The following is a 21753-nucleotide window of genomic DNA, read 5'->3' as shown; positions in this document are numbered from 1 at the left end:
CCTATTTTCAAAAGTACGCCTTTTTTATTTTTTTGCATAGTGGAAACAATCCAAGGAATTTCTGAATTCAAATCATCAAAACCTACCATAATCACCATTGGCACTTTTGATGGTGTTCATATTGGTCATAACAAGATATTAGAACGTCTCATAAATAATGCCAAACAATCAGATTTGAATTCGGCGGTACTTACCTTTTTTCCGCATCCGAGAATGGTTTTACAAAAAGATGCAGACATCAAATTGTTAAATACCCTTGAGGAAAAAAAGCAAATATTAGAGCATATTGGCTTAGATTATTTGATAGTACATCCATTTACAACAAGCTTCTCTCGTTTGTCGGCCTTAGAATTTGTACGCGATATTCTTGTGAATCAACTCAAGGTAAAAAAAGTAATCATAGGGTATGACCATCGTTTTGGCAGAAACAGAAATGCCAATATCAATGATTTGATTAGTTACGGTAATACTTTTGACTTTGAAGTTGAGCAAATACCTGTTCAAGAGATTGATGAAGTTTCTGTAAGCTCTACTAAGATTAGAAAAGCACTTTTAGCAGGTGATATTGAGTCCGCCAATGCCTATTTAGGATATGAGTATATGCTTACAGGGGCTATTAAAAAAGGCAAAGGTTTAGGAAAACAAATTGGCTTTCCGACTGCGAATTTAGATATAGATGAAACCTATAAGCTAATACCTGATAATGGGGTTTATATCGTTAAAAGTTTTATGGACCATAAGACAGTTTATGGGATGATGAATATTGGTTTTAACCCCACCGTTTCAGGTAAAGAAAAGAGTATAGAAATCCATTTTTTTGATTTAAATGAAGATTTGTACTATAAAAAAGTACAAGTCTTTTTACTCAAAAAAATAAGGGATGAACACAAATTTGAATCTATTGAGTACTTAAGTGCGCAATTAGAAAAGGATAAAATAACCTCACTAGATTTCATATCGCAGCTATGATGAAACAATTTTTATTTAAAAAAATTGATAATTCACAGTTACTGGTGTTTCGAGTTTTTTATGGCATCCTAGTTTGTGCAGAATGCTTTGGAGCTGTAGCAACAGGTTGGGTAAGACGAACTTTAGTTGAACCTAAATTCACTTTTAATTTTATTGGTTTTGAATGGCTGCAACCCTTACCGGGTAATGGAATGTACATTTATTTTCTAGTCATGGGGGTTTTAGGTGTTCTAATTACTATTGGTTATAAATATCGTTTTAGTGCATTTGCTTTTGCATTCATGTGGTCAGGTGTTTACCTCATGCAGAAGACTTCATACAACAACCACTACTACCTTTTAATGCTTTTGGCTTTTATCATGGGGCTTTTTCCTGCCAATAAAAGCTTATCTGTTGATGCGTATTTGAAACCGGAATTAAAAAGAAATTCCATGTATAATTATTTTAGATGGATAATTATCGCTCAACTTTTTATCGTCTATACCTACGCATCTATTGCAAAACTATATGGTGATTGGTTAGACTTTAGCATTATCGATATTTTGATGAGAAGTAAGAAAGACTATTTTTTAATTGGTGAATTACTTCAAGAAAAATGGGTTCATAAAATTGTAGGTTTCTTTGGTATTCTCTTCGACCTATTGGTAGTTCCGGCATTACTCTGGAAACCTACCCGAAAAGTGGCTTTTGTATTATCCATCTTTTTTCATCTGTTTAATAGTTTTGTATTCCAAATAGGAATCTTCCCTTACTTATCTCTAGCCTTTTGTGTGTTCTTTTTTGAACCAAAAACAATTCGAAATATTTTTCTAAGAACTAAGACAACAATTACTGTTGAAGAAAATACTACACCAAAGCATCAACAACTAATAACTATACTTCTAGGAGTCTATTTTATTATTCAAATCCTATTACCCTTAAGGCATTACGCTTTTAAAGGTGATGTTCTTTGGACTGAAGAGGGGCATCGACTAAGTTGGCGTATGATGTTAAGAAGTAGGTCTGGGACAAGTCACTTTCAGGTTATTAATAAAACGACTAATGACACCATAAGAATTAAATTAAAAGACTACTTAACAAAAAAACAACAAAGAAAAGTCGGTTGTTATCCTGATTTTACTTGGCAGTTTGCTCAACGTCTAAAAACAGAGTATCAACAAAAGGGAGAAGACATTAGCATTTTTGTAAGATCAAAAGTACAGGTTAATAAAGGTAAACTACAGCCCTTAATTGATCCAGAAGTTGACTTGGCAACTGCCGAATGGAAACATTTTTCGCACAACGATTGGATTTTACTTCAAGAATAAAGCATAAATCTTAGTTGCTTAATCTTCAAAAAATTAAATTTGCCGAAGCAAAACGAAATTATGCTTCAGTTACAAAAGATTCGAGAAGAAAAAGATGCTTATATCAATGCTTTGAAAAAAAGAAATATTGATGCGAAGCCATTATTTGATGAGATTATTGCTTTAGATGAAAAAAGAAGAGCTACTCAAACCGAATTAGACAATACCCTTGCGGAATCAAATAAGCTTTCTAAAGAGATAGGTATGCTCTTTAAATCTGGTAAAGCTACCGAAGCAAATGAATTAAAGGTAAAAACTGGGGATTTAAAAGAAGCTTCTAAAAGATTAGGTGACGACCTTAATGAAGTGGCCGAAAAACTACAACAGCAGCTCTATCAAATTCCTAATATTCCGCACGAATCTGTGCCTTCTGGTACTACTGATGAAGATAATGAAGAAGTTTACCGCGAAGGTCAAATTCCGGAATTAATAGAAGGTGCCCTGCCCCACTGGGAACTTGCGAAGAAATATGATATTATCGATTTTGAACTGGGTGTTAAAGTAACAGGTGCTGGTTTTCCTATATACAAGGGTAAAGGTGCACGATTACAAAGAGCTTTAATTGCCTATTTTCTAGATAAAAATACTGAAGCCGGCTATACAGAAATTCAAGTTCCACATTTAGTCAACGAAGCATCAGGTTATGGCACTGGGCAGTTACCCGATAAAGAAGGGCAAATGTACCATATACAAGCAGATGATTTATACCTTATTCCAACAGCTGAAGTGCCCGTTACCAATATTTTTCGTGATGAAATTGTAAAAAAGGAAGATTTTCCAATCACGTATACTGGTTACACGCCTTGTTTTCGTCGTGAAGCAGGAAGTTATGGTGCCCATGTTCGTGGACTCAATCGATTACATCAATTTGATAAGGTAGAAATTGTCCGTGTAGAGCACCCTAAAAACTCATATGAAGCACTAAATGGCATGGTAGAACATGTAAAAACTATTTTAAAAGAATTAAAACTACCCTATCGTATTCTTCGTTTATGTGGCGGTGATTTAGGGTTCACAGCAGCAATTACTTATGATTTTGAAGTGTTCTCAACAGCTCAAGATCGTTGGTTAGAAATTAGCTCAGTTTCAAATTTTGAAACTTATCAAGCCAATCGCTTAAAATTGCGATTTAAAGATGAAAATGGTAAGAACCAATTAGCACATACTTTAAATGGAAGTTCTTTGGCACTACCCCGCGTTCTTGCAGGAATTTTAGAGAATTATCAAACTAAAGAAGGAATTCAAATTCCGGAAGTATTGATCCCTTATTGTGGGTTTGATAGTATTGGTTAATTCTTTTTCAGATTCACTTAACATATTTATGCCTTTTTCTGCGTTATATTTGAGTAATGCGCTATCGAATAGTACTAATTTTTTACTTCATATTACAAACAGCTTGTTTTGCTCAAGAAGATTTTTTAGCCAAACAATACTTTAACGATGGTGAGTTTGAAAAAGCAGTTGTTTATTACGAAAAATTAGTAGATAAAAACCCCCGTAGAACCGATTATTCAGAAGGCCTAATTGCTTGTTATCAGCAATTAGAAAGATATCAAGATGCTGAAATTTTTCTGCTAGAGAAAATTTCTGAAAGCTATACTTTTCCGACATTCTTTATTGAACTAGGATACAATTACACCCTTCAAAAACAACCTGAAAAAGCCCAAGAATACTATCAAAAAGCCATTCAAAAAATTGATGAAAATCCCAATTTCGGTTATGGTCTAGGATATCGTTTTCAAAAATATGCTTTGCTTGATGAAGCCATTGCTGCGTATACCAAAGCTATGGCCCTTAAGCCTGAATTAAATTATGATTTTCAATTAGCTCGTATTTATGGCGAACAGGGTAATATTGACAAAATGTATGAGTCTTACCTCAGATTAATTTATGAGGGCAAAACCGCTCGTTCTAATGTGCTTAGAAATATTGATGACTTTTTAACTGAAGAATCCACCAATGAAAACAATATTAAGCTTAGAAGAATTCTTCTTCAGAATGCACAAAAAAACCCTGATGTAATTTGGAATGAGCTCTTGAGTTGGCTATTTGTGCAGCAAAATCAATTTAATAGTGCTCTAGCCCAAGAAAAAGCCATTTTCAAAAGAAATAACAACGGCTCTTTGGATCGTTTACAAAGCTTAGGTGAAATCGCATTAGACAATAAAGACCTTGACACCGCTATTGATGCTTTTGAGTTTATGGTTTCAAATGCGACCAACCCAGGAACTAAACTCAACGCTCAATTAAGTCTTATAGATATTGAGCTTATTAACCCCAATTCAAAAAAATTAATTGCCATTGAAAAACAGTTTGTTAAACTACTTGATGAGTATGGCTATCAAAACAGAACTTTACAACTGCAAATTGCTTACGCTAACTTTTTAACTTTTAGGAAAGAAAACCCAGAGCCGGCTATTCAAATGCTCAAGAAAAGTTTGAAAGAGCCTTTGGGTAGGTTTGGAGAAGCATACATAAAATTAGCTCTAGGTGACATTTTGGTTTTTGATCAGCGCTTTAATGAAGCCCTCATTTATTTTTCACAAATTCAGAAAAAACTTAAAAATGATGTTTTAGGTCAAGATGCTCGTTTTAAGGTTGCACAAACGAGTTTCTATAAAGGTGATTTCGATTGGGCTTTAACCCAGTTAAAAGTTTTAAGAGGCTCAACATCACAGCTAATCGCTAATGATGCTATGCAATTAAGCCTGCTGATTTCTGATAATTCTTTAGAAGATTCTACTCAAACTGCGTTAAAAAAATATGCCCGGGCCGATTTATTGGCATATCAAAAGAAAACGACAGCTGCTATTAGTTCTTTAGAGGATATTTTAACCAATCATAAAGGTGAAAAAATTGAAGATGAAGCGCTCTTAAAACAAGCAAAATTACTTGAAGAACAAAACGATTTTGAAAAAGCACGTTTCAATTATCAAAAAATAATTGAATTTTATAGCACCGACATTCTTGCCGATGATGCTTATTTTGCCTTGGCAAAGTTATATGAGAATGTTTTTGACGAGCCTGATAAAGCTCAATTAAACTACGAGAAAATTATTTATAATTATCAAGACAGCTATTTTTACCCACAAGCGCGCAAAAATTTTAGAAAACTCCGAGGAGATTTAATAAATTAAGTAGTATTATTGAAGGTATTTATCTCTCCCCCATAATCACTTTGTTTAGTTTAGAATTTTTGCCCATGATTATATATAATGTGACCATCAATATTGACGATTCGGTACATGATGACTGGTTAAACTGGATGAAAAATGAGCATATCCCAGAGATGTTAGCTACCCAAAAGTTTTTAACTGCAAAAATGTGCAAGGTCATGATTGAAGAAGAAATGGGCGGCTCTACCTATTCTGTGCAGTATCAAACGGACAGTAAAGCAACTTTAAATTCTTATTACGCAGAATACGCAAATCAGATGCGTTCAAAGGGAAATCAACGTTTCCCGAATAAATTTGTAGCTTTTAGAACAGAATTAGAAATTATAAGTGAACAGACATCTTGAAAACAACTCAGCAATTATTTTCATACGGTTCTTTGCAAGAAAAAGAAGTTCAATTATCAATTATTGAACGGCAACTCAAGGGGGTTTCAGATACACTTCAGGGCTATAAAAAATATGATAAAAAACTCATAGGCAAATACCCAATTATTAAGAAATCGAGCACTCTAAATGATAGTGTAAAAGGTACCTTATATCAAGTTTCTAACTTAGAATTGTATAAGATTGATATTTATGAATCTTTAGCCTATTCAAGAATAGCCGTGGTATTAAATTCCGGAGTAAAGGCCTGGGTTTACATTCCTAACTTCGATTAATCTTATTAATTTTAATTTAAAATACCCTCATGCCTAAAAAAGGGAAATACAGAAAGGATTTTCGTAATCAAAAGGGAACTAATAAAAGGCATGATGAGTCTCCAGTGAAAGCAAAAAAACACTTAGGTCAACACTTTCTAAAAGATGAAAAAGTTGCACAAGACATTGCTGATACGCTTTCACTTAATGGGTATTCTAATGTTATAGAAATAGGTCCTGGTACGGGGGTCTTAACTAAATATCTCTTGATGCGAGATTTAGATTTGGTAGCAATGGATCTCGACGAAGAATCTATTGTTTATTTAAATCACAGCTTTCCTTTAGAACACCCCAAGATTTTAGAGAAAAATAACAAGTTTAAAGTATTAGAAGCTGATTTTCTAAAATATGATTTACAACAACTTTATGGAAATGAACAATTTGCCATAACGGGTAATTTCCCTTACAATATCTCAAGTCAGATTGTATTTAAAATGTTAGAGTTTAAAGAGCAAGTGCCTGAGTTTTCTGGTATGTTTCAGAAAGAAGTAGCTCAGCGTATTTGTGAAAAAGAAGGTAGCAAAGCTTATGGTATTTTATCGGTACTTGTACAAGCATTCTATAATGCGGAATATTTGTTTACAGTGCACCCGCAGGTGTTTGACCCACCTCCCAAGGTACAATCAGGAGTTTTACGCTTAACTAGAAAAAAAGACTTTAAAATTGATTGTGATGAAAAGTTATTTGCTAGAGTTGTAAAAACTGCTTTCAATCAAAGAAGAAAAACTCTTCGCAACAGTCTTAAGAGTTTTAATTTATCTGATAATATCAAAGAAGACAGTATATTTGACCGTCGCCCAGAACAAATGGCTGTAAATGACTTTATAGCGATTACTAAGACGATTGCAAATGACTCCGTTTAAACTCACAAACGAACTTGTAGGTGAAATTCAAATTCTGATTGAAAATCAGAATGATGCTCAACTGCGTTTGTTAATGAAAGAGTTTCATTATGCTGATGTTGCTGAAATTGCGAATGAGTTGGATGAACTTGAAGCCACTTACCTCATTAAACTTCTCGACAGTGAAAAAACGTCTGACATACTTACAGAGCTTGATGAAGATGTAAGGGAAGCTATTCTTAATAATCTTTCGCCAAAAGAAATTGCAAGTGAAATTGAAGAGTTAGATACTGATGATGCAGCTGATATTGTTGGTGAGCTTCCTACAGAATTAGTTCAAGAAGTTATTTCTGAAATAGAAGATAGGGATCACGCCAAAGATATTGTTGACCTTTTAAGATATGATGAAGATTCAGCGGGAGGGTTAATGGCAAAAGAATTAGTAAAAGTCCAAGAGAACTGGACGGTAACAACCTGTGTAAAAGAAATGCGGATACAGGCGGAGAATGTAACAAGAGTACACTCTATTTATGTGGTTGATACTGAAGATAAATTAAAAGGAAGACTTTCTTTAAAAGACTTATTAACTACTTCTGCCAAAGCACCAATAAAAGACATTTACATCCCCAAAGTAGATTCGGTAAATGTGAATGAAAAACCAGAAGAGGTAGCCAAAATCATGTCTAAATATGATTTAGAAGCTATACCCGTTGTTGATCAAATTGGACGTTTGGTTGGTCGAATCACAATTGATGATATTGTTGATGTTATAAAGGAAGAAGCAGATAAGGATTATCAGCTTGCCGCGGGTATTTCTCAAGATGTTGAAGCGGATGATAGCATTTGGGAACTAACTCGAGCACGATTACCATGGTTAATTCTCGGTCTTTTTGGTGGTGGTGCTGCAGCTGTTATCATGAGCGGATTTGAAGATATGTTCAGTACATACACTGTACTATTTTTATTTACTCCACTGATTGCTGCCATGGCCGGTAATGTTGGAGTACAATCAAGCGCTATAATTGTTCAAGGTTTAGCCAATGATGATATTAAAGGTAGTATTGGAAATCGACTCATTAAAGAAATGCTTCTTGCACTGTTAAACGGGGTGATTTTGGCGGCTTTATTATTACTTTTTACTTGGATTTGGAAAGGAAGTTTTACAACTGCCCTTGCCATTTCTGTTTCTTTAATAGCGGTCATCATTGTTGCGGGATTTATAGGAACCTTTACCCCACTCTTTCTGCATAAAAGAGGTATTGACCCAGCGATTGCGACCGGGCCATTCATCACAACAAGCAATGATATTTTTGGAATTCTGATTTACTTTTGGATTGCAAAAATGATTTTAGGGATATAAGCAAAAAGTATGAAACCGATAAACCTTAAAGAAAAACACCAACTTTTTTCAAAACAATGGCATCCGCATCAAATAGCCGTTGTAGATGATATGCAGGTAATCTTAGCCAAAATCCAAGGCGAATTTGTTTGGCATGCTCATGATAATGAAGACGAGCTTTTTCAAGTTTTAAAAGGCACCTTGCATATGCAATTTCGTGATAGAACAGAAATAGTAAAAGAAGGTGAAATTATCGTCGTTCCTAAAGGTGTTGAACATTGCCCATCAACAAAAGATGGCGAAGAAGTGCATCTCTTGCTCTTTGAAAAACAAAATACCGCGCATACAGGTGCTGTTAAACATGAAATGACCCAAAATCACTATCCAAAAATATAGTCGTGTTGTATCTTTGAATTTATGAAAGTACTGCACGTTGACCCTAATCATGAATTATTGCAAAATCAGTTTACGGAACTTGGTTTTGAAAATCATGAAGATTTTGATTCCTCAAAAGAGGATATTGAGAGCAAAATTCATTTATATGATGGACTTATAATTCGTAGCAGATTTACTATCGATAAATCTTTCTTGGATAAGGCTACCAACCTAAAATTTATTGGTCGTGTAGGGGCTGGCCTTGAAAATATAGATTTAGCCTACGCCAGAAATAAAAATATATTTCTCGCATCAGCACCAGAAGGTAATAGAAATGCGGTAGCAGAGCATAGCTTAGGAATGCTGTTAAGTTTAATGAACAATTTAAATAAGGCTCATAAAGAAATTCGCAAAGGTAAATGGGATAGAGAAGGTAACCGCGGTTTGGAATTGGATGGTAAAACTGTCGGTATCATAGGTTACGGAAATATGGGTAAAGCTTTTGCACAAAAACTAAAAGGTTTTGATGTTGAAATCATTTGCTACGACATTGTTGGAGGAGTCGGTGATGATAATGCAAGACAAGTCGGCATTCTTGAATTACAGCAAAAATCTGACATCATTAGCTTGCATGTTCCACAAACAGAACTAACTATTGGAATGGTTAATTCTGAATTTATTGATGCTTTTCAAAAACCTTTTTGGTTATTAAATACGGCCAGAGGCAAATGTATTGTCACCAAAGATTTAGTTGGAGGGTTAAAATCAGAAAAAATATTGGGTGCCGGGCTAGACGTGTTGGAATATGAAAAAAAGTCTTTTGATTTTGGTGATTTTTTCATCAACAAACCCAAACCATTCAAATATTTAAGGAAAGCTGAAAACGTTTTATTAACCCCACATGTTGCGGGATGGACTGTTGAAAGTCATGAAAAACTAGCGCAAACCATAGTAGATAAAATCAAAGCTGAATTTTGCTAACTTTATAGAGTAACCTATAAGCAGCAATTATGACCATAGAAGCTAACTCCGTTGAGGAGTATCTTTCTAAACTTCCTGAAGGAAGAAAACTCGCAGTTACCCGATTAAGAGAAACTGTTCATAAGAATTTGCCAAAAGGCTTTAAAGAATGCATTAATTATAAAATGATTGGGTACGTTGTACCTCATTCTATTTACCCTGGGGGTTACCATTGCAACCCCAAATTGCCCTTACCTTTTATTAATATTGCCTCTCAAAAAAACTTTGTTGCCCTTTATCATTCTGGAATTTACGCAGACCAAAAGCTGTATGATTGGTTTGTTAAGGAGTATCCAAAGCATGTCAAAACAAAGCTAGATATGGGTAAAAGTTGTATTCGGTTTAAAAAGGTTGAAAACATCCCCTATGAGCTCATTGCTGAACTCTGTCAAAAAATGACAACTACTGATTGGATTAATCTCTATGAACAAAATATTAAAAAATGAAAAAAAGAGTAACTGGTTTAGGTGGTTTTTTCTTTAAAACCAAAAATCCTGATCAAATTAAACAATGGTACAAAGAACGTTTAGGCCTTAATACTGATCAATATGGATGTACCTTTTGGTGGAAAGATAAAGAAGGAAATGATTGCTCTACGCAATGGAGCCCAATGAATGAGGACACCAAGTATTTTCAGCCTAGTCAAAAACAGTTTATGATGAATTTTCGTGTTGAAAATTTAAAAGAGCTTCTGGTTGAACTTGAAAAAGAAGGGGTAACTATTGTAGGTGAGGTTGAAGAATATGAGTATGGAAAATTTGGTTGGATTTTAGATCCCGAAGGCAACAAATTAGAGCTTTGGGAACCTGTTGATAAAGCTTTTCTGTAACAACGGAATTATTTATTACATTTAATGCTCATTTAACCAACAAATTATAATCATGTCAGAAGAAAACAAAGATTTAGGAGATAAAGCTGAAGAAGCATTTGACAAAGCAAAAGATGCTGCCAAAGATGCAGCTGGTGATGCCAAGGAAGCAGCTAGTGATTTTGCTGATGAGGCTAAAAAAACAGCAAATGAGTTCAGTGATGGGCTAAACAAAGCTGTAGGCGGTAGTGAAAATAAAAAGATTTTAGCAGGTATTTTAGCTATTATTTTGGGCTCACTTGGTGTACATAAGTTTATTTTAGGGTATCAAAAAGAAGGCTTTATTCTTTTAGGGGTTACTATATTAGGCTATGCTACGACTTGTTTCGTAATAGGAACTTTTTTCTTTTGGATTCCAGGTCTTATAGGTTTAATAGAAGGTATTATATACTTAACTAAGTCAGATGAAGAGTTTTACAACACGTACCAAGTAGGCAAAAAGCCTTGGTTCTAAAAAATAAAAGGTCAGAAATTAATCACTGGCCTTTTTTATTTCATTTTATCATCGTAATATTGCAATATATAAATATGTATGGGTATTACTAAAACACAAATATTTAATCATAGTCAAAATCAAATGGCGAGTATTTTTAAAGTACTTGCCAATCCGGCGCGCATTGCCATCTTACAATATATCAGTAAGCAAGAATCTTGTATTTGTAATGATATCGTTGATGAAATTGGTTTAGCTCAGCCCACTATTTCACAACATTTAAAAGAACTCAAGAGTATTGATTTAATAAAAGGTGAAATAGAAGGTAAAAAGGTTTGCTACTGTATTAATCTTAAAACTTGGGCTACCATACAAAATACATTGAACATTTTTTTTAATACAACTAAAAGTAATTGTTGTTAAATAATAGTCACATGAAAACAAATGAATTTTTAGAATTACTTAACCAGCATAATAACAAAGAACTTCTTTTTGAATATGCTCCGGGTCATATCGTACCTGCAAATTATCATATCACAGAAATTAAAAACATTACCATTGACGCCGTTGATTGTGGAGCTAATACTGATTTTTGGAAAGAAACTATTATTCAACTTTGGGAAAGCCCTTCTGAGAAAGGCAAAACCGATTTTATGACGGCTTATAAAGCTTTAGGTATTTTGAATAAAGTTGATAGTATTAAACCTATGGTAAGAGATGCTGAAGTTAAGATGGAATATAGTAACTCTTCGTTTCATACAGCACAACTTTTTATTGATGATGTTATTTGGAATGACAAAAAGATAATTTTTAAACTAGCTATTGAAAAAACTGATTGTAAGGCCAAAGAAACCTGTGGTGTTCCAGTAGAAGCAGAAATAAACTCAGAAAATTCATGTGCACCAGGAAGCGGATGCTGTTAATTTAAAATTGTTATCATGGACATTCTTTATATTCTTACTAGTATTTTCTTAGTACTATTTATGGTGCTAGCGACTTACGACGGTTTCTATCTCCATCTTTGGAAGTACAAACTATACCAACATAATGAAAGTAATTTTGAGCATAAAACGCATACTGTTAGAGCGATTCTGTTTCCAATAATTGTTTGGTGTTTATTGATAGAAAACTCTTTAGAATTTTTTATTATTGGTATGGTTTTGACCTTTGTTGATTTAATTGTTTTAGGCTTTGATGCCTATTCCGAAAAAGATAGTCGTGATTTTATGGGGGGGTTACCTAGATGGGAATATATAATTCATCTATTCGCCAATGGATTTCATTATGCCATTATCGCCCTGACCATAGGTATTAAATTAAGTATCGAAGGTAATTCTATCTATTATATTACGGCACCTATAAGCACTAGTTTGGCGTCAAACATACTTACAATTGTGGCAGAAAATGCAATTCCTGGAGCCGTTATTTTAGCATTTTTACATGTTTTCTTGTTATTTCAGAATACTCAAAATATTTGGGATAGTTACCGAAATAGAATAAACTGTTGTTAATACCTGAATGATATTTAGAGCAATGCTTGCTTCAGATTGGCCATCCGTATCGAAGATATATGCGGAGGGTATTGCCACCGGATTTGGTACTTTTGAAAGCACTATTCCTGATTATGGCGATTGGGACAAATCACATCTTGCTTCTTGTAGAATTGTTGCCGAAGAACTAAATAAAGTAGTAGGTTGGGCTGCACTATCTCCTGTTTCAAGCAGATGTGTTTATGGAGGAGTAGCTGAAGTAAGTGTATATATTGGAGAAGGTAGTCGTGGCAAAGGTGTTGGAAAAGCTTTAATGTTGCAGCTTATTGAACAAAGCGAAGCAGCTGGGTATTGGACCTTACAATCTGGAATTTTTCCAGAAAATCCTGCTAGTATAAAACTACATGAAAAAGTCGGTTTTCGTTTTATTGGTAAACGAGAACGGGTTGGTAAAACTCAACATGGCGTTTGGAAAGACAATTTATTATTTGAAAAAAGAAGCACAAAAGTGGGGCTTTAATATAAAATTTTACAACATAGAACAATGTATTCAGAAATACAAAATACCATCACCACATTACAAATTGAAAAAATTTCAATAGATCGTAAAGCATTATTGCAATCTTTAATTAACTATCTACAAAGCAAAATAGATAAGAAAGAAGCAATTCAGCTCAATTTTATTTGCACCCATAACTCAAGAAGAAGTCATTTATCACAAATTTGGGCTCAAACTCTTGCCTCACATTATCAAGTGAACCAAGTAACCTGCTACTCAGGTGGAACAGAAGCTACCGCTATGTTTGCTAAAGTTAGTGAGACACTCCAAAAACAAGGTTTCAAGATTACAAAATTATCAAAAGAAGATAATCCTGTTTACGCAGTTAAATTTGACAAAAATAGCCACCCAATAATCTGTTTTTCAAAAACATATGATGCTGCATTTAATCCAAGTAATGGATTTGGAGCTATAATGACCTGTGATTCTGCAAATGAAGCTTGTCCAATGGTTATTGGTGCCGAAGAAAGATTTCCAATTACCTATGAAGACCCTAAAAAGTTTGACAATACTCCTTTACAAGACGAAAAATATTTGGAGCGTAGCCTACAAATTGCAACAGAATTAAAGTACGTATTTTCTGCCTTGAAGTCTTAAACCGGATTGTTGGTATTCTCTGCTAATTTACGCTCTAGTTCAGCTTGAAATTCTTCCATGACAGGTTTAACAGTGCTTTCCGGTAAATCGGCAATTTTAATATACATTAAACCATCGACCGAATTATTAAACAGAGGGTCAACATTAAATGCTACCATTCTAGCGTTCTGTTTGATGTACTTTTTTATCAAAACAGGTAATCGCAGACTACCAGGTTCTACTTCATCAATAAGTTTATCAAACTTATTTAAATCAGCCTGAGTTTCATCAAAAATGAACTCTTTGTCAGCATCTTTCAATTTTACCTTAAATTCTTTTTTAGGATGCACATACTGGGCAACATAAGGATCCCAATAATTAGATTTCATAAACTCAATCATCAAAGATTTAGAAAAATTTGAAAACTGGTTACTAATACTTACCCCTCCTATTAAATATTTATGCTCAGGAAAACGAAGTGTTGTATGAACTATACCCTTCCAAAGTAAAAACAAAGGCATTGGTTTTTGTTGGTACTCTGCAGTAATATAGGCACGACCCATTTCAATGGATCTAGACATCATTCCATAAAGTTCAGGTTCAAAACGGAATAAATCTTGTAAATAAAACCCATCAATACCAAAGTCTTTGAATATTTGAGCCCCAAGACCCATGCGATAAGCCCCAACTACTTTTTTGTCTTTGTCATCCCAAAGAAAAAGATGATGATAATACGAATCAAAGGCATCTAAATCGATTGACTTATTTGTTCCTTCTCCAATAGCTCTAAAGGTAATTTCTCGCTGACGCCCAATCTCTTTTAAAATAAATGGCATATCCTTTTCTTGTGCTAAGAACACCTCATAATTTTTGCTCTGGAGTAAACGGCACTCTTTTTCTCTAAGTTTTTCAATTTCACCTTCAATAACTTCGGTTCTAACCGCTGTGACAATTTTCTTAGGCTGTTTAGGAATTTTTAAAGTGCTAGGTACCTTATCAATCAAGCGTTCTTTTTCGAAGGCATTTGCTAATAGGTATGTTTTTCTTCGTAAAAGTTCACCATAGCTGACCAACGTTTCCTCTTCTTTTTGCGTGCTTACGCTTATCGGCTGACCTATTCTAACTTTTATAGGTCTTCGCCTTTGGGTAGAAACTTCTGAAGGTAATTTAGCTGTTCTAAAAACATCGTTCCATCTAGACAATCTATAAAACAACCTACTATTCTTAGCATGAAAATAAATCGGAACTACTGGCACTTCAGCCTTACGAATTAATTTTAAGGCCGCCTCTTCCCACGGCTTATCAACGATTAGGTTTCCTTCTTTATGCGTAGAAACTTCTCCAGCCGGAAAAACACTTAGTGGATGTCCATCAGCCAAATGGGCCAACGTCTTTTTAAATGCAGCTATACTACTTCGTACATTTTTATGGCTTTCAAAAGGGTTGACTGGTAGAATATAGGGCTCAATAGGTACCATTCTTTGTAAGAGAAAATTAGCCATTATCTTAAAATCTGGCCTATTCTCTAACATTAGTTTTATCAAAATAACACCATCGATTGCTCCAAGCGGATGGTTACTAATGGTAACGTAAGCGCCTTTTTTAGGCAATCTTTTTAAATCTTCATCAGATATCTCAAAATCGATAGCATAGTGCTCTAAAATGGCATTTGTATATTCTAAAGGAGGTAAATGAGCGATGGAATCGTAAAAAGAATTTACGCTTGAAATACGTGTAATCTTAAGCAACAACCATCCAAGAAAAGTACCTATAAAACCATACCTCTCTACTTTTAGGACCTTTGCAACCTCTTTCGCCGATACCAACCCCATATTTACACTATTAGGTAAGGGTAAATATAGAAAAATAGAAGGAGTGTAACCTACCTAATTTTTCATTTTACGACCAATTGAACTGTTTCTTTTCCTCTTTGCTCCACCAAAACGGTATACCCATTCAATACTTTCTCCACTGAATTTTCATCAAAATGACGGATAGTATATAAAGAAACATTATTATGGCATGTAACCTTAAACTTTTGGTCCAGTTTTTGGAGCAGTTCATTTAGTCCTCCAAACTTATTATCTAAACAAACGGAAAAACTAATTGCCGAATTCTGAATCAGATCTACTTTTAAACGAAAATCATGAAATAGTTTAAAAATTTCACTCATATTCTCCTCAACAATAAAAGAGAAATCCAATGAAGATAATTTTAACAATACCTGATCCTTCTTAACAATAAAACACGGAATCTCTGGAGATATTTTTGTTCCGCGACCAACGGTTGTTCCATCTTCTGATGGATTAATAAATGACTTCACATGCAATGGAATTTCTTTCCCTTGCAATGGTTGTAAAGTTTTAGGGTGAATGACTGAAGCACCGTAAAAAGCGAGTTCTATTGCTTCGCGATATGATATTTGATGTAATAATTGAGTTTCTTTAAAATGGCGTGGATCAGCATTTAAAACACCTGGAACATCTTTCCATATTGTTACCGAATCTGCATTTAAACAATAGGCCAATATTGCTGCTGTATAATCTGAACCTTCTCGTCCTAAAGTGGTGCTAAAATTATTCTCGTCACTGCCTAAAAAACCTTGAGTGATATTTAGTTCGCCAATGTTGATATGACGCTTAACATTGGTCGCTGTAGTTTCCCAATTTACCTGAGCATCTCTATAACTATTATCTGTTTTGATAAGCTCTCGAACATCGAGCCAATGATTACTTAAACCAATCTCATTCAAATAAGTACTTACTATTGTTGTTGATAATAGTTCACCATAACCAACAACTTGGTCATATACAAAGGCATATTTAGGTGACTTATTCCACATTAAAAATCCTCTGAATTCTTCAATAAGAACATTTACCTTATTATGAATATCATGATTTCTTGCTTCAAATAAATCATTGATAATAGCTTTATGATTGTCAATAACCACCTGAATTGCATCATCTAAATTTTGTTTATCCTTAAAATAAGCATCAACAATATTCTCCATTGCGTTAGTGGTTTTACCCATTGCGGAGACTACCAAAAGGGTATCTTTATGTCCAACTTCTTTTAAAACCTTAACCAAATTTTTTACTCCGTTTGCATCTTTTACTGATGCTCCTCCAAACTTAAATATCCTCATGAGTTTCTAAAAATCTTTTCATTCCTTCCTCCTTCAATTGCACGACATCCCAATCGCGCATAACATTGGCCCCTTTACTTTCGTAAAATTTAATAGCTGGTTCATTCCAATCTAAAACCTCCCAACTAATTCTCTTGACGCCTTTTTCACTTCCATACTGAACTACGGCCTTTAATAATGCCGTACCCAAACCGGTACCTCTCATTTTTTCGGTAACAATTAAATCTTCTAAGTGAATAACAGGGCCCTGCCATGTTGAATATCGGGCATAAACTAAAGCCATACCAACAATGTCCTTATTAATCTCTGCAACAAAACAATGATAAAGTGGATTCGACCCAAAACCGGAAGCTATCAGCTCTTCCAAAGTAATTTGAACAGCATCATTTTCTTTTTCAAATGAAGCCAATTCATTGATTAAATCGAACACTTTAATCATATCGCCTTTAGCGGCATCTCTAATAGTATATTTCATAACTGTTACAAATAAAACAATTAGTTATATATTTTCAATACGTTTTTTTGTTTTTAAACGAAAAATTGAATTTTTGTGTGGTTACTTAACATCAATTGAGGTGCTAAAACCACATTATTAGCCCAAGTTCATTAACGAATTATTGATTTCTACAGAACGTTTTTTGAGAATCAATAACTTCAACATCTATTACAACAATACGGCGACGAAAACGTTGTAGTACTTCAATTAATAACGATATTTGCAACATAAAACTACCCTTGTAATGACCAAAAGAAATCAAACACTTGGCGAATTTATTATTGAAAATCAATCTTCGTTTCAATATTCTTCAGGTGAACTTTCCAAACTTATCAATGCAATTAGATTAGCTGCGAAAGTAGTTAATCATGAAGTAAATAAGGCGGGGTTGGTTGATGTACTTGGTGCAGCTGGTGACACTAATGTTCAAGGCGAAGACCAACAAAAGTTAGATGTTTTTGCTAATGAAAAGTTTATTCAAACACTTACTAATAGAGAAATAGTTTGTGGAATAGCTTCTGAAGAAGAAGATAGTTTTATTAGTATCAATAGTAATGATGAAAAACATCAAAACAAATATGTTGTTTTAATTGATCCATTAGATGGGTCATCAAATATTGATGTTAACGTCTCAGTTGGTACTATCTTCTCAATCTACAGGCGTGTTACTCCGGTCGGTACTCCCGTGCAACTTGAAGATTTTTTACAACCAGGTAATCAGCAGGTAGCTGCCGGGTATGTTGTTTATGGAACGTCAACCATGTTAGTGTATACTACAGGTGATGGTGTTAATGGGTTTACCCTAAATCCTGCACTTGGCACGTTTTACTTATCACACCCAAATATGCAATTTCCAGAAGATGGTAAAATATACTCCGTTAATGAAGGTAATTACACTCATTTTTTGCAGGGTGTTAAAGACTATATAAAATATTGTCAAAAAGAAGAAGGTGATAGACCATATACGTCAAGATATATTGGCTCCCTGGTATCTGATTTTCATAGGAACATGATTAAGGGTGGAATTTACATGTACCCTAAAAGTAGTATAGCTCAAAATGGTAAACTACGATTGCTTTACGAATGCAACCCCATGGCTTTTATTGCTGAACAAGCCAATGGCATAGCAATTGGAGGAAAAAACAGAATTATGGATATTGAACCAACAGAACTACACCAAAGAGTTCCTTTCTTCTGTGGTAGTAGAAATATGGTGAATAAATTACAAGAATTTTTAAAGAAGTACCACTAATTACTTTTCCATCAAGTACTGGTAATCTTCAAAGGCAATTTTACCTCTGAAAATATCGTGAGTTTTTTGGATAATAGTTTCCGCCGTTTCAGGAGCATAACCCAATCCAATAGCATAACGCTCTATCATTCGATTTTGATCATCATCAAGAGATTGATCTGCAAAAGCCATTTGAAAAAATTCAAACAATCTCTTTAATCTTTTCTCACCGCTATGAGGAGTTTCAATAGGATATTTATTCTCCTTTTTCATAACCTCTTTATACTCTTCGTCAGTGATATTTAATTTAAAAGCGAACTTATCTAGAATTGCTTTCTCTTCCGGGCTAATTTCACCATCAACAGCTGCTAAACTTGCCAAAGTAGCAAAATGAGCAAGATTATGTCGTTGTTCACTGTGTTCGTATAAATCGATAATAGGCATATGATAACTTTTGTTGCGCAAATATAATTTTTAAGTAGAAAACATTTGGCATTTATCGCCAAAAGAAATTTGTAAATTCACTTCGCTATGAAGATACCCTTACTTCAATTTACGACTAAAGGCATTTATTGCGCTGCTGCAGATGTTTATTTAGACCCTTGGAAACCGGTCGATAAAGCAATTATATCTCATGGTCATGCTGACCATAGTCGTTGGGGTCACAAACAGTATATTACCCATCATCGAAACCTACCTATTGTAAAACATCGTCTTGGTGAGCTCAATGTTATTGGTAAAGAATGGGGAGAAACTTTTACCATTAATAATGTCACTTTTAGTCTACACCCTGCCGGACACATTATTGGCTCATCTCAAATAAGAGTTGAGCACAAAGGTGAAGTTTGGGTTTTTACTGGAGACTATAAATTAGAAGACGATGGTGTCTCAACACCTTATGAAAATATTAAATGCCATACGTTTATTACGGAATGTACTTTTGGTCTACCAGCCTTTCTTTGGACACCACAAAAGGAAGTATTTAATGATATTAATCAATGGTGGGCGGAAAATAGAGCAAATAGCCAAACCTCGGTTCTCTTTGGATATTCATTAGGTAAGGCCCAAAGATTATTGAAACATTTAGATCCTTCAATTGGCAAAATCTACACTCATGGCGCGGTTGAAAATATGACCGAAGTTTTACGCGAATATGTTGATTTTCCTAAAACAGAACTCATCACTAGAGACACTAAAAAAGAGGCTATCAAAGGTAATATAGTTATCGCACCTCCTTCAGCCCATGGAAGTACTTGGATACGAAAAATGACACCCTTTGTTACGGCTTCAGCTAGCGGTTGGATGGCTTTTAGAGGTGCCCGTAGAAGGCGAGCAATAGATAAAGGATTTGTATTGAGTGACCATTGTGATTGGCTAGATTTGCTAACAGCTATTAAAGATACTGGTGCCGAAAAAATAATCTGCACACATGGCTACACAGAAATATTTTCAAAATATCTACGCGAATTAGGCTATGATGCACGAACTGAACAAACGCAATATGAAGGTGAGTTGGCTGAAATGAATACTTCAGAATCTTCAAATATTGAAGCTGAATGAAAGACTTTGCTCGACTAATTAAGGCCTTAGATAGCACGAATAAAACCAACACTAAAGTAAAGGCCTTAGCTGATTATTTTACAAAATCAAATGACCAAGATAAGGTGTGGACCATTGCAATTCTTTCACACCGAAGACCCCCAAGACCTGTAAACACTACTTTTCTTAGAGAATGGGCAGCAGAATTAGCCAAAATTCCACTATGGTTGTTTGAAGAAAGCTATCACATAGTGGGTGATCTAGCTGAAACCATTGCTTTGGTTGTCCCTGCTGGCAATCAGTCAACAAAAAAAAGCTTAACAGATTTTCTAAAAGAAATAATTGCCCTAAAACCAAAAACTGAAATAGAAAAAAAGGCTTATCTCTTTGAAAATTGGAGTCAACTGAATTATTATGAACGTTTTGTTTTTACTAAACTCATAACTGGTGGATTTAGAATAGGCGTAAGTCAAAAATTAATGACCCGAGCTTTATCAAAAGCAACTGAAATTGATGAAGATGTATTAGCATACAAGTTGATGGGTAACTGGAATCCTGATAAAATATCATTTCAAGATTTAGTACTGAATGAAAAAGAAAGTGATTACTTATCAAAACCTTATCCATTTTATTTAGCATACGCTATTGAAGGAGAACCAGAAGATTTAGGTCCAATAGAAAATTGGTCGGTTGAGCACAAATGGGATGGTATTCGCTGTCAAGTTATTATAAGAAACAACGAGCTTTTTGTTTGGAGTCGTGGGGAAGAATTAGTGACGGATAAATATCCAGAGTTTCAAAAGTTCATAGGAATTATCCCAAACGGAACTGTATTGGATGGTGAATTATTGCCCTACTCTAATGGGCAAATAGGTACTTTTAATGACCTCCAAACAAGAATCGGTCGCAAAACAATATCTAAAGCACTGCTAGCTAAAACACCAGTGATATTAAAAGCTTATGATTTGTTAGAATGGGAAGGGCAAGATATACGTCAAAATTCATTTGTTCAAAGAAGAGTAGTTTTGGAAAAACTGCTTGCTTCAGAAATTATCTTTTCCAATAATGTCGAGAAAAAAGGTTTTGATGGCATACCATTACTACTTTCACCAAGGTTAGACTTCAATTCTTGGGATGAAGTGGCTAAAGAAAGAAACAAAGCTCGTGAAATGCGAAGTGAAGGTCTCATGATAAAACATAAAGATTCTGCGTATCAAGTAGGGCGTAAAAAAGGAGATTGGTGGAAATGGAAAGTGGAACCCTTAACAATAGATGCTGTACTTACATATGCCATGCGAGGTCATGGTCGAAGAAGTAACTTATTTACAGATTACACTTTTGCCCTATGGAAAGAGAATGAACAAGGTTTAAAAGAACTAGTCACCTTCGCAAAGGCCTATTCTGGATTAACAGATAATGAATTTAAAGAAGTTGATGCATGGATAAAGAAAAATACATTGGAGCGTTTTGGTCCGGTTCGTAGTGTCGCTCCTTATCATGTTTTTGAAATTGCTTTCGAAGGTATCGCCCTTTCAAAAAGACACAAAAGTGGTGTGGCAACTCGTTTTCCGCGTATTTTGAGATGGCGAAGGGATAAAAAAATTGATGAAGCCAATACTCTAAATGATCTTCTAGCAATGATTGCTCAATAA

The 21753-nt window shown here is 34.5% G+C and carries 25 protein-coding genes; 21 read left to right on the top strand and 4 right to left on the bottom strand.

Annotation, left to right across the window (positions count from 1 at the left end):
* The first annotated feature begins 39 nt into the window (after positions 1-39).
* From RM520_RS04380 to RM520_RS04295, 18 genes are all read left to right on the top strand, one after another.
* Positions 40-969 carry a bifunctional riboflavin kinase/FAD synthetase gene (locus tag RM520_RS04380; RefSeq protein ID WP_311384491.1) on the top strand — a complete coding sequence of 310 codons (930 nt, stop codon included), beginning with the start codon at positions 40-42 and terminating at the stop codon, positions 967-969.
* Positions 966-2276, top strand: coding sequence for an HTTM domain-containing protein (locus RM520_RS04375; protein WP_311384490.1), 1311 nt, complete (start codon positions 966-968; stop codon positions 2274-2276). Before RM520_RS04380 ends, RM520_RS04375 begins: the two co-directional genes overlap by 4 nt.
* Before the next feature lie 60 nt (positions 2277-2336).
* Complete coding sequence (gene serS, locus RM520_RS04370; protein ID WP_311387106.1) at positions 2337-3608, top strand: serine--tRNA ligase; 1272 nt, start codon at positions 2337-2339, stop codon at positions 3606-3608.
* Between the two features lie 56 nt (positions 3609-3664).
* Positions 3665-5452 carry a tetratricopeptide repeat protein gene (locus RM520_RS04365; RefSeq protein WP_311387105.1) on the top strand — a complete coding sequence of 596 codons (1788 nt, stop codon included), beginning with the start codon at positions 3665-3667 and terminating at the stop codon, positions 5450-5452.
* A 65-nt stretch (positions 5453-5517) separates the two neighbouring features.
* Positions 5518-5835, top strand: a complete 318-nt coding sequence (locus RM520_RS04360) for a DUF4286 family protein (protein WP_311387104.1) — start codon at positions 5518-5520, stop codon at positions 5833-5835.
* Positions 5832-6149 (top strand): gamma-glutamylcyclotransferase family protein, encoded by a 318-nt coding sequence (locus RM520_RS04355; protein ID WP_311387103.1) that lies wholly within the window; start codon positions 5832-5834, stop codon positions 6147-6149. The genes RM520_RS04360 and RM520_RS04355 overlap by 4 nt, the downstream gene beginning before the upstream one ends.
* Positions 6150-6178: 29 nt before the next feature.
* Positions 6179-7051 carry a 16S rRNA (adenine(1518)-N(6)/adenine(1519)-N(6))-dimethyltransferase RsmA gene (rsmA, locus tag RM520_RS04350; RefSeq protein WP_311387102.1) on the top strand — a complete coding sequence of 291 codons (873 nt, stop codon included), beginning with the start codon at positions 6179-6181 and terminating at the stop codon, positions 7049-7051.
* On the top strand, positions 7038-8390 hold the full coding sequence (gene mgtE, locus RM520_RS04345; protein WP_311384484.1) for a magnesium transporter: 1353 nt from the start codon (positions 7038-7040) through the stop codon (positions 8388-8390). The genes rsmA and mgtE overlap by 14 nt, the downstream gene beginning before the upstream one ends.
* A gap of 9 nt (positions 8391-8399) precedes the next feature.
* The gene (locus RM520_RS04340) at positions 8400-8765 is read left to right on the top strand and encodes a cupin domain-containing protein (RefSeq protein ID WP_311387101.1); all 366 of its coding nucleotides are present in this window, start codon (positions 8400-8402) and stop codon (positions 8763-8765) included.
* A 21-nt stretch (positions 8766-8786) separates the two neighbouring features.
* Positions 8787-9725: a 2-hydroxyacid dehydrogenase gene (locus RM520_RS04335; protein ID WP_311387100.1), complete on the top strand. Its 939-nt coding sequence runs from the start codon at positions 8787-8789 to the stop codon at positions 9723-9725.
* Between the two features lie 29 nt (positions 9726-9754).
* On the top strand, positions 9755-10210 hold the full coding sequence (locus RM520_RS04330) for a DUF1801 domain-containing protein (protein ID WP_311387099.1): 456 nt from the start codon (positions 9755-9757) through the stop codon (positions 10208-10210).
* Complete coding sequence (locus RM520_RS04325) at positions 10207-10593, top strand: VOC family protein (protein ID WP_311387098.1); 387 nt, start codon at positions 10207-10209, stop codon at positions 10591-10593. The genes RM520_RS04330 and RM520_RS04325 overlap by 4 nt, the downstream gene beginning before the upstream one ends.
* Positions 10594-10645: 52 nt before the next feature.
* Positions 10646-11086: a TM2 domain-containing protein gene (locus RM520_RS04320; protein ID WP_311387097.1), complete on the top strand. Its 441-nt coding sequence runs from the start codon at positions 10646-10648 to the stop codon at positions 11084-11086.
* Positions 11087-11164: 78 nt separating this feature from the next.
* Entirely contained in the window at positions 11165-11488 is a 324-nt protein-coding gene (locus RM520_RS04315) for an ArsR/SmtB family transcription factor (protein WP_311384478.1), read from the top strand.
* An 11-nt stretch (positions 11489-11499) separates the two neighbouring features.
* Positions 11500-11988 carry a DUF6428 family protein gene (locus tag RM520_RS04310; protein ID WP_311387096.1) on the top strand — a complete coding sequence of 163 codons (489 nt, stop codon included), beginning with the start codon at positions 11500-11502 and terminating at the stop codon, positions 11986-11988.
* A 15-nt stretch (positions 11989-12003) separates the two neighbouring features.
* Positions 12004-12576 carry a hypothetical protein gene (locus RM520_RS04305; RefSeq protein ID WP_311387095.1) on the top strand — a complete coding sequence of 191 codons (573 nt, stop codon included), beginning with the start codon at positions 12004-12006 and terminating at the stop codon, positions 12574-12576.
* 7 nt (positions 12577-12583) lie between these two features.
* The gene (locus RM520_RS04300; protein WP_311387094.1) at positions 12584-13075 is read left to right on the top strand and encodes a GNAT family N-acetyltransferase; all 492 of its coding nucleotides are present in this window, start codon (positions 12584-12586) and stop codon (positions 13073-13075) included.
* 24 nt (positions 13076-13099) lie between these two features.
* The gene (locus tag RM520_RS04295; protein ID WP_311387093.1) at positions 13100-13711 is read left to right on the top strand and encodes an arsenate-mycothiol transferase ArsC; all 612 of its coding nucleotides are present in this window, start codon (positions 13100-13102) and stop codon (positions 13709-13711) included.
* On the opposite strand, the gene RM520_RS04290 is transcribed toward RM520_RS04295, so the two are convergent.
* The 3 genes from RM520_RS04290 to RM520_RS04280 form a co-directional block, all read right to left on the bottom strand.
* Positions 13708-15522, bottom strand: coding sequence for a GNAT family N-acyltransferase (locus tag RM520_RS04290; RefSeq protein ID WP_311387092.1), 1815 nt, complete (start codon positions 15520-15522; stop codon positions 13708-13710). The genes RM520_RS04295 and RM520_RS04290 overlap by 4 nt on opposite strands.
* Positions 15523-15584: 62 nt before the next feature.
* Complete coding sequence (locus RM520_RS04285) at positions 15585-16835, bottom strand: aspartate kinase (protein WP_311387091.1); 1251 nt, start codon at positions 16833-16835, stop codon at positions 15585-15587.
* Positions 16822-17310, bottom strand: coding sequence for a GNAT family N-acetyltransferase (locus RM520_RS04280; RefSeq protein WP_311384471.1), 489 nt, complete (start codon positions 17308-17310; stop codon positions 16822-16824). Before RM520_RS04280 ends, RM520_RS04285 begins: the two co-directional genes overlap by 14 nt.
* A 265-nt stretch (positions 17311-17575) precedes the next feature.
* Here RM520_RS04280 and fbp point away from each other — a divergent pair, with 265 nt between their 5' ends.
* Positions 17576-18583: a class 1 fructose-bisphosphatase gene (gene fbp / locus RM520_RS04275; RefSeq protein WP_311384470.1), complete on the top strand. Its 1008-nt coding sequence runs from the start codon at positions 17576-17578 to the stop codon at positions 18581-18583.
* On the opposite strand, the gene RM520_RS04270 is transcribed toward fbp, so the two are convergent.
* A complete protein-coding gene (locus RM520_RS04270) occupies positions 18584-19006 on the bottom strand; it encodes a TerB family tellurite resistance protein (RefSeq protein ID WP_311387090.1) in 423 nt (140 codons plus the stop codon).
* An 87-nt stretch (positions 19007-19093) separates the two neighbouring features.
* On the opposite strand from RM520_RS04270, the gene RM520_RS04265 reads away from it, so the two are divergent.
* Together RM520_RS04265 and RM520_RS04260 are read left to right on the top strand one after the other, a co-directional pair.
* Positions 19094-20122 carry a ligase-associated DNA damage response exonuclease gene (locus RM520_RS04265; protein WP_311387089.1) on the top strand — a complete coding sequence of 343 codons (1029 nt, stop codon included), beginning with the start codon at positions 19094-19096 and terminating at the stop codon, positions 20120-20122.
* Positions 20119-21753: an ATP-dependent DNA ligase gene (locus tag RM520_RS04260; protein ID WP_311387088.1), complete on the top strand. Its 1635-nt coding sequence runs from the start codon at positions 20119-20121 to the stop codon at positions 21751-21753. Before RM520_RS04265 ends, RM520_RS04260 begins: the two co-directional genes overlap by 4 nt.

The organism is Croceitalea vernalis (assembly GCF_031846405.1).
In the GTDB taxonomy this organism is placed as follows: domain Bacteria; phylum Bacteroidota; class Bacteroidia; order Flavobacteriales; family Flavobacteriaceae; genus Croceitalea; species Croceitalea vernalis.
Note: the sequence above shows the minus strand (reverse complement) of the source record. Positions and strands in the feature narration are given on the sequence as shown.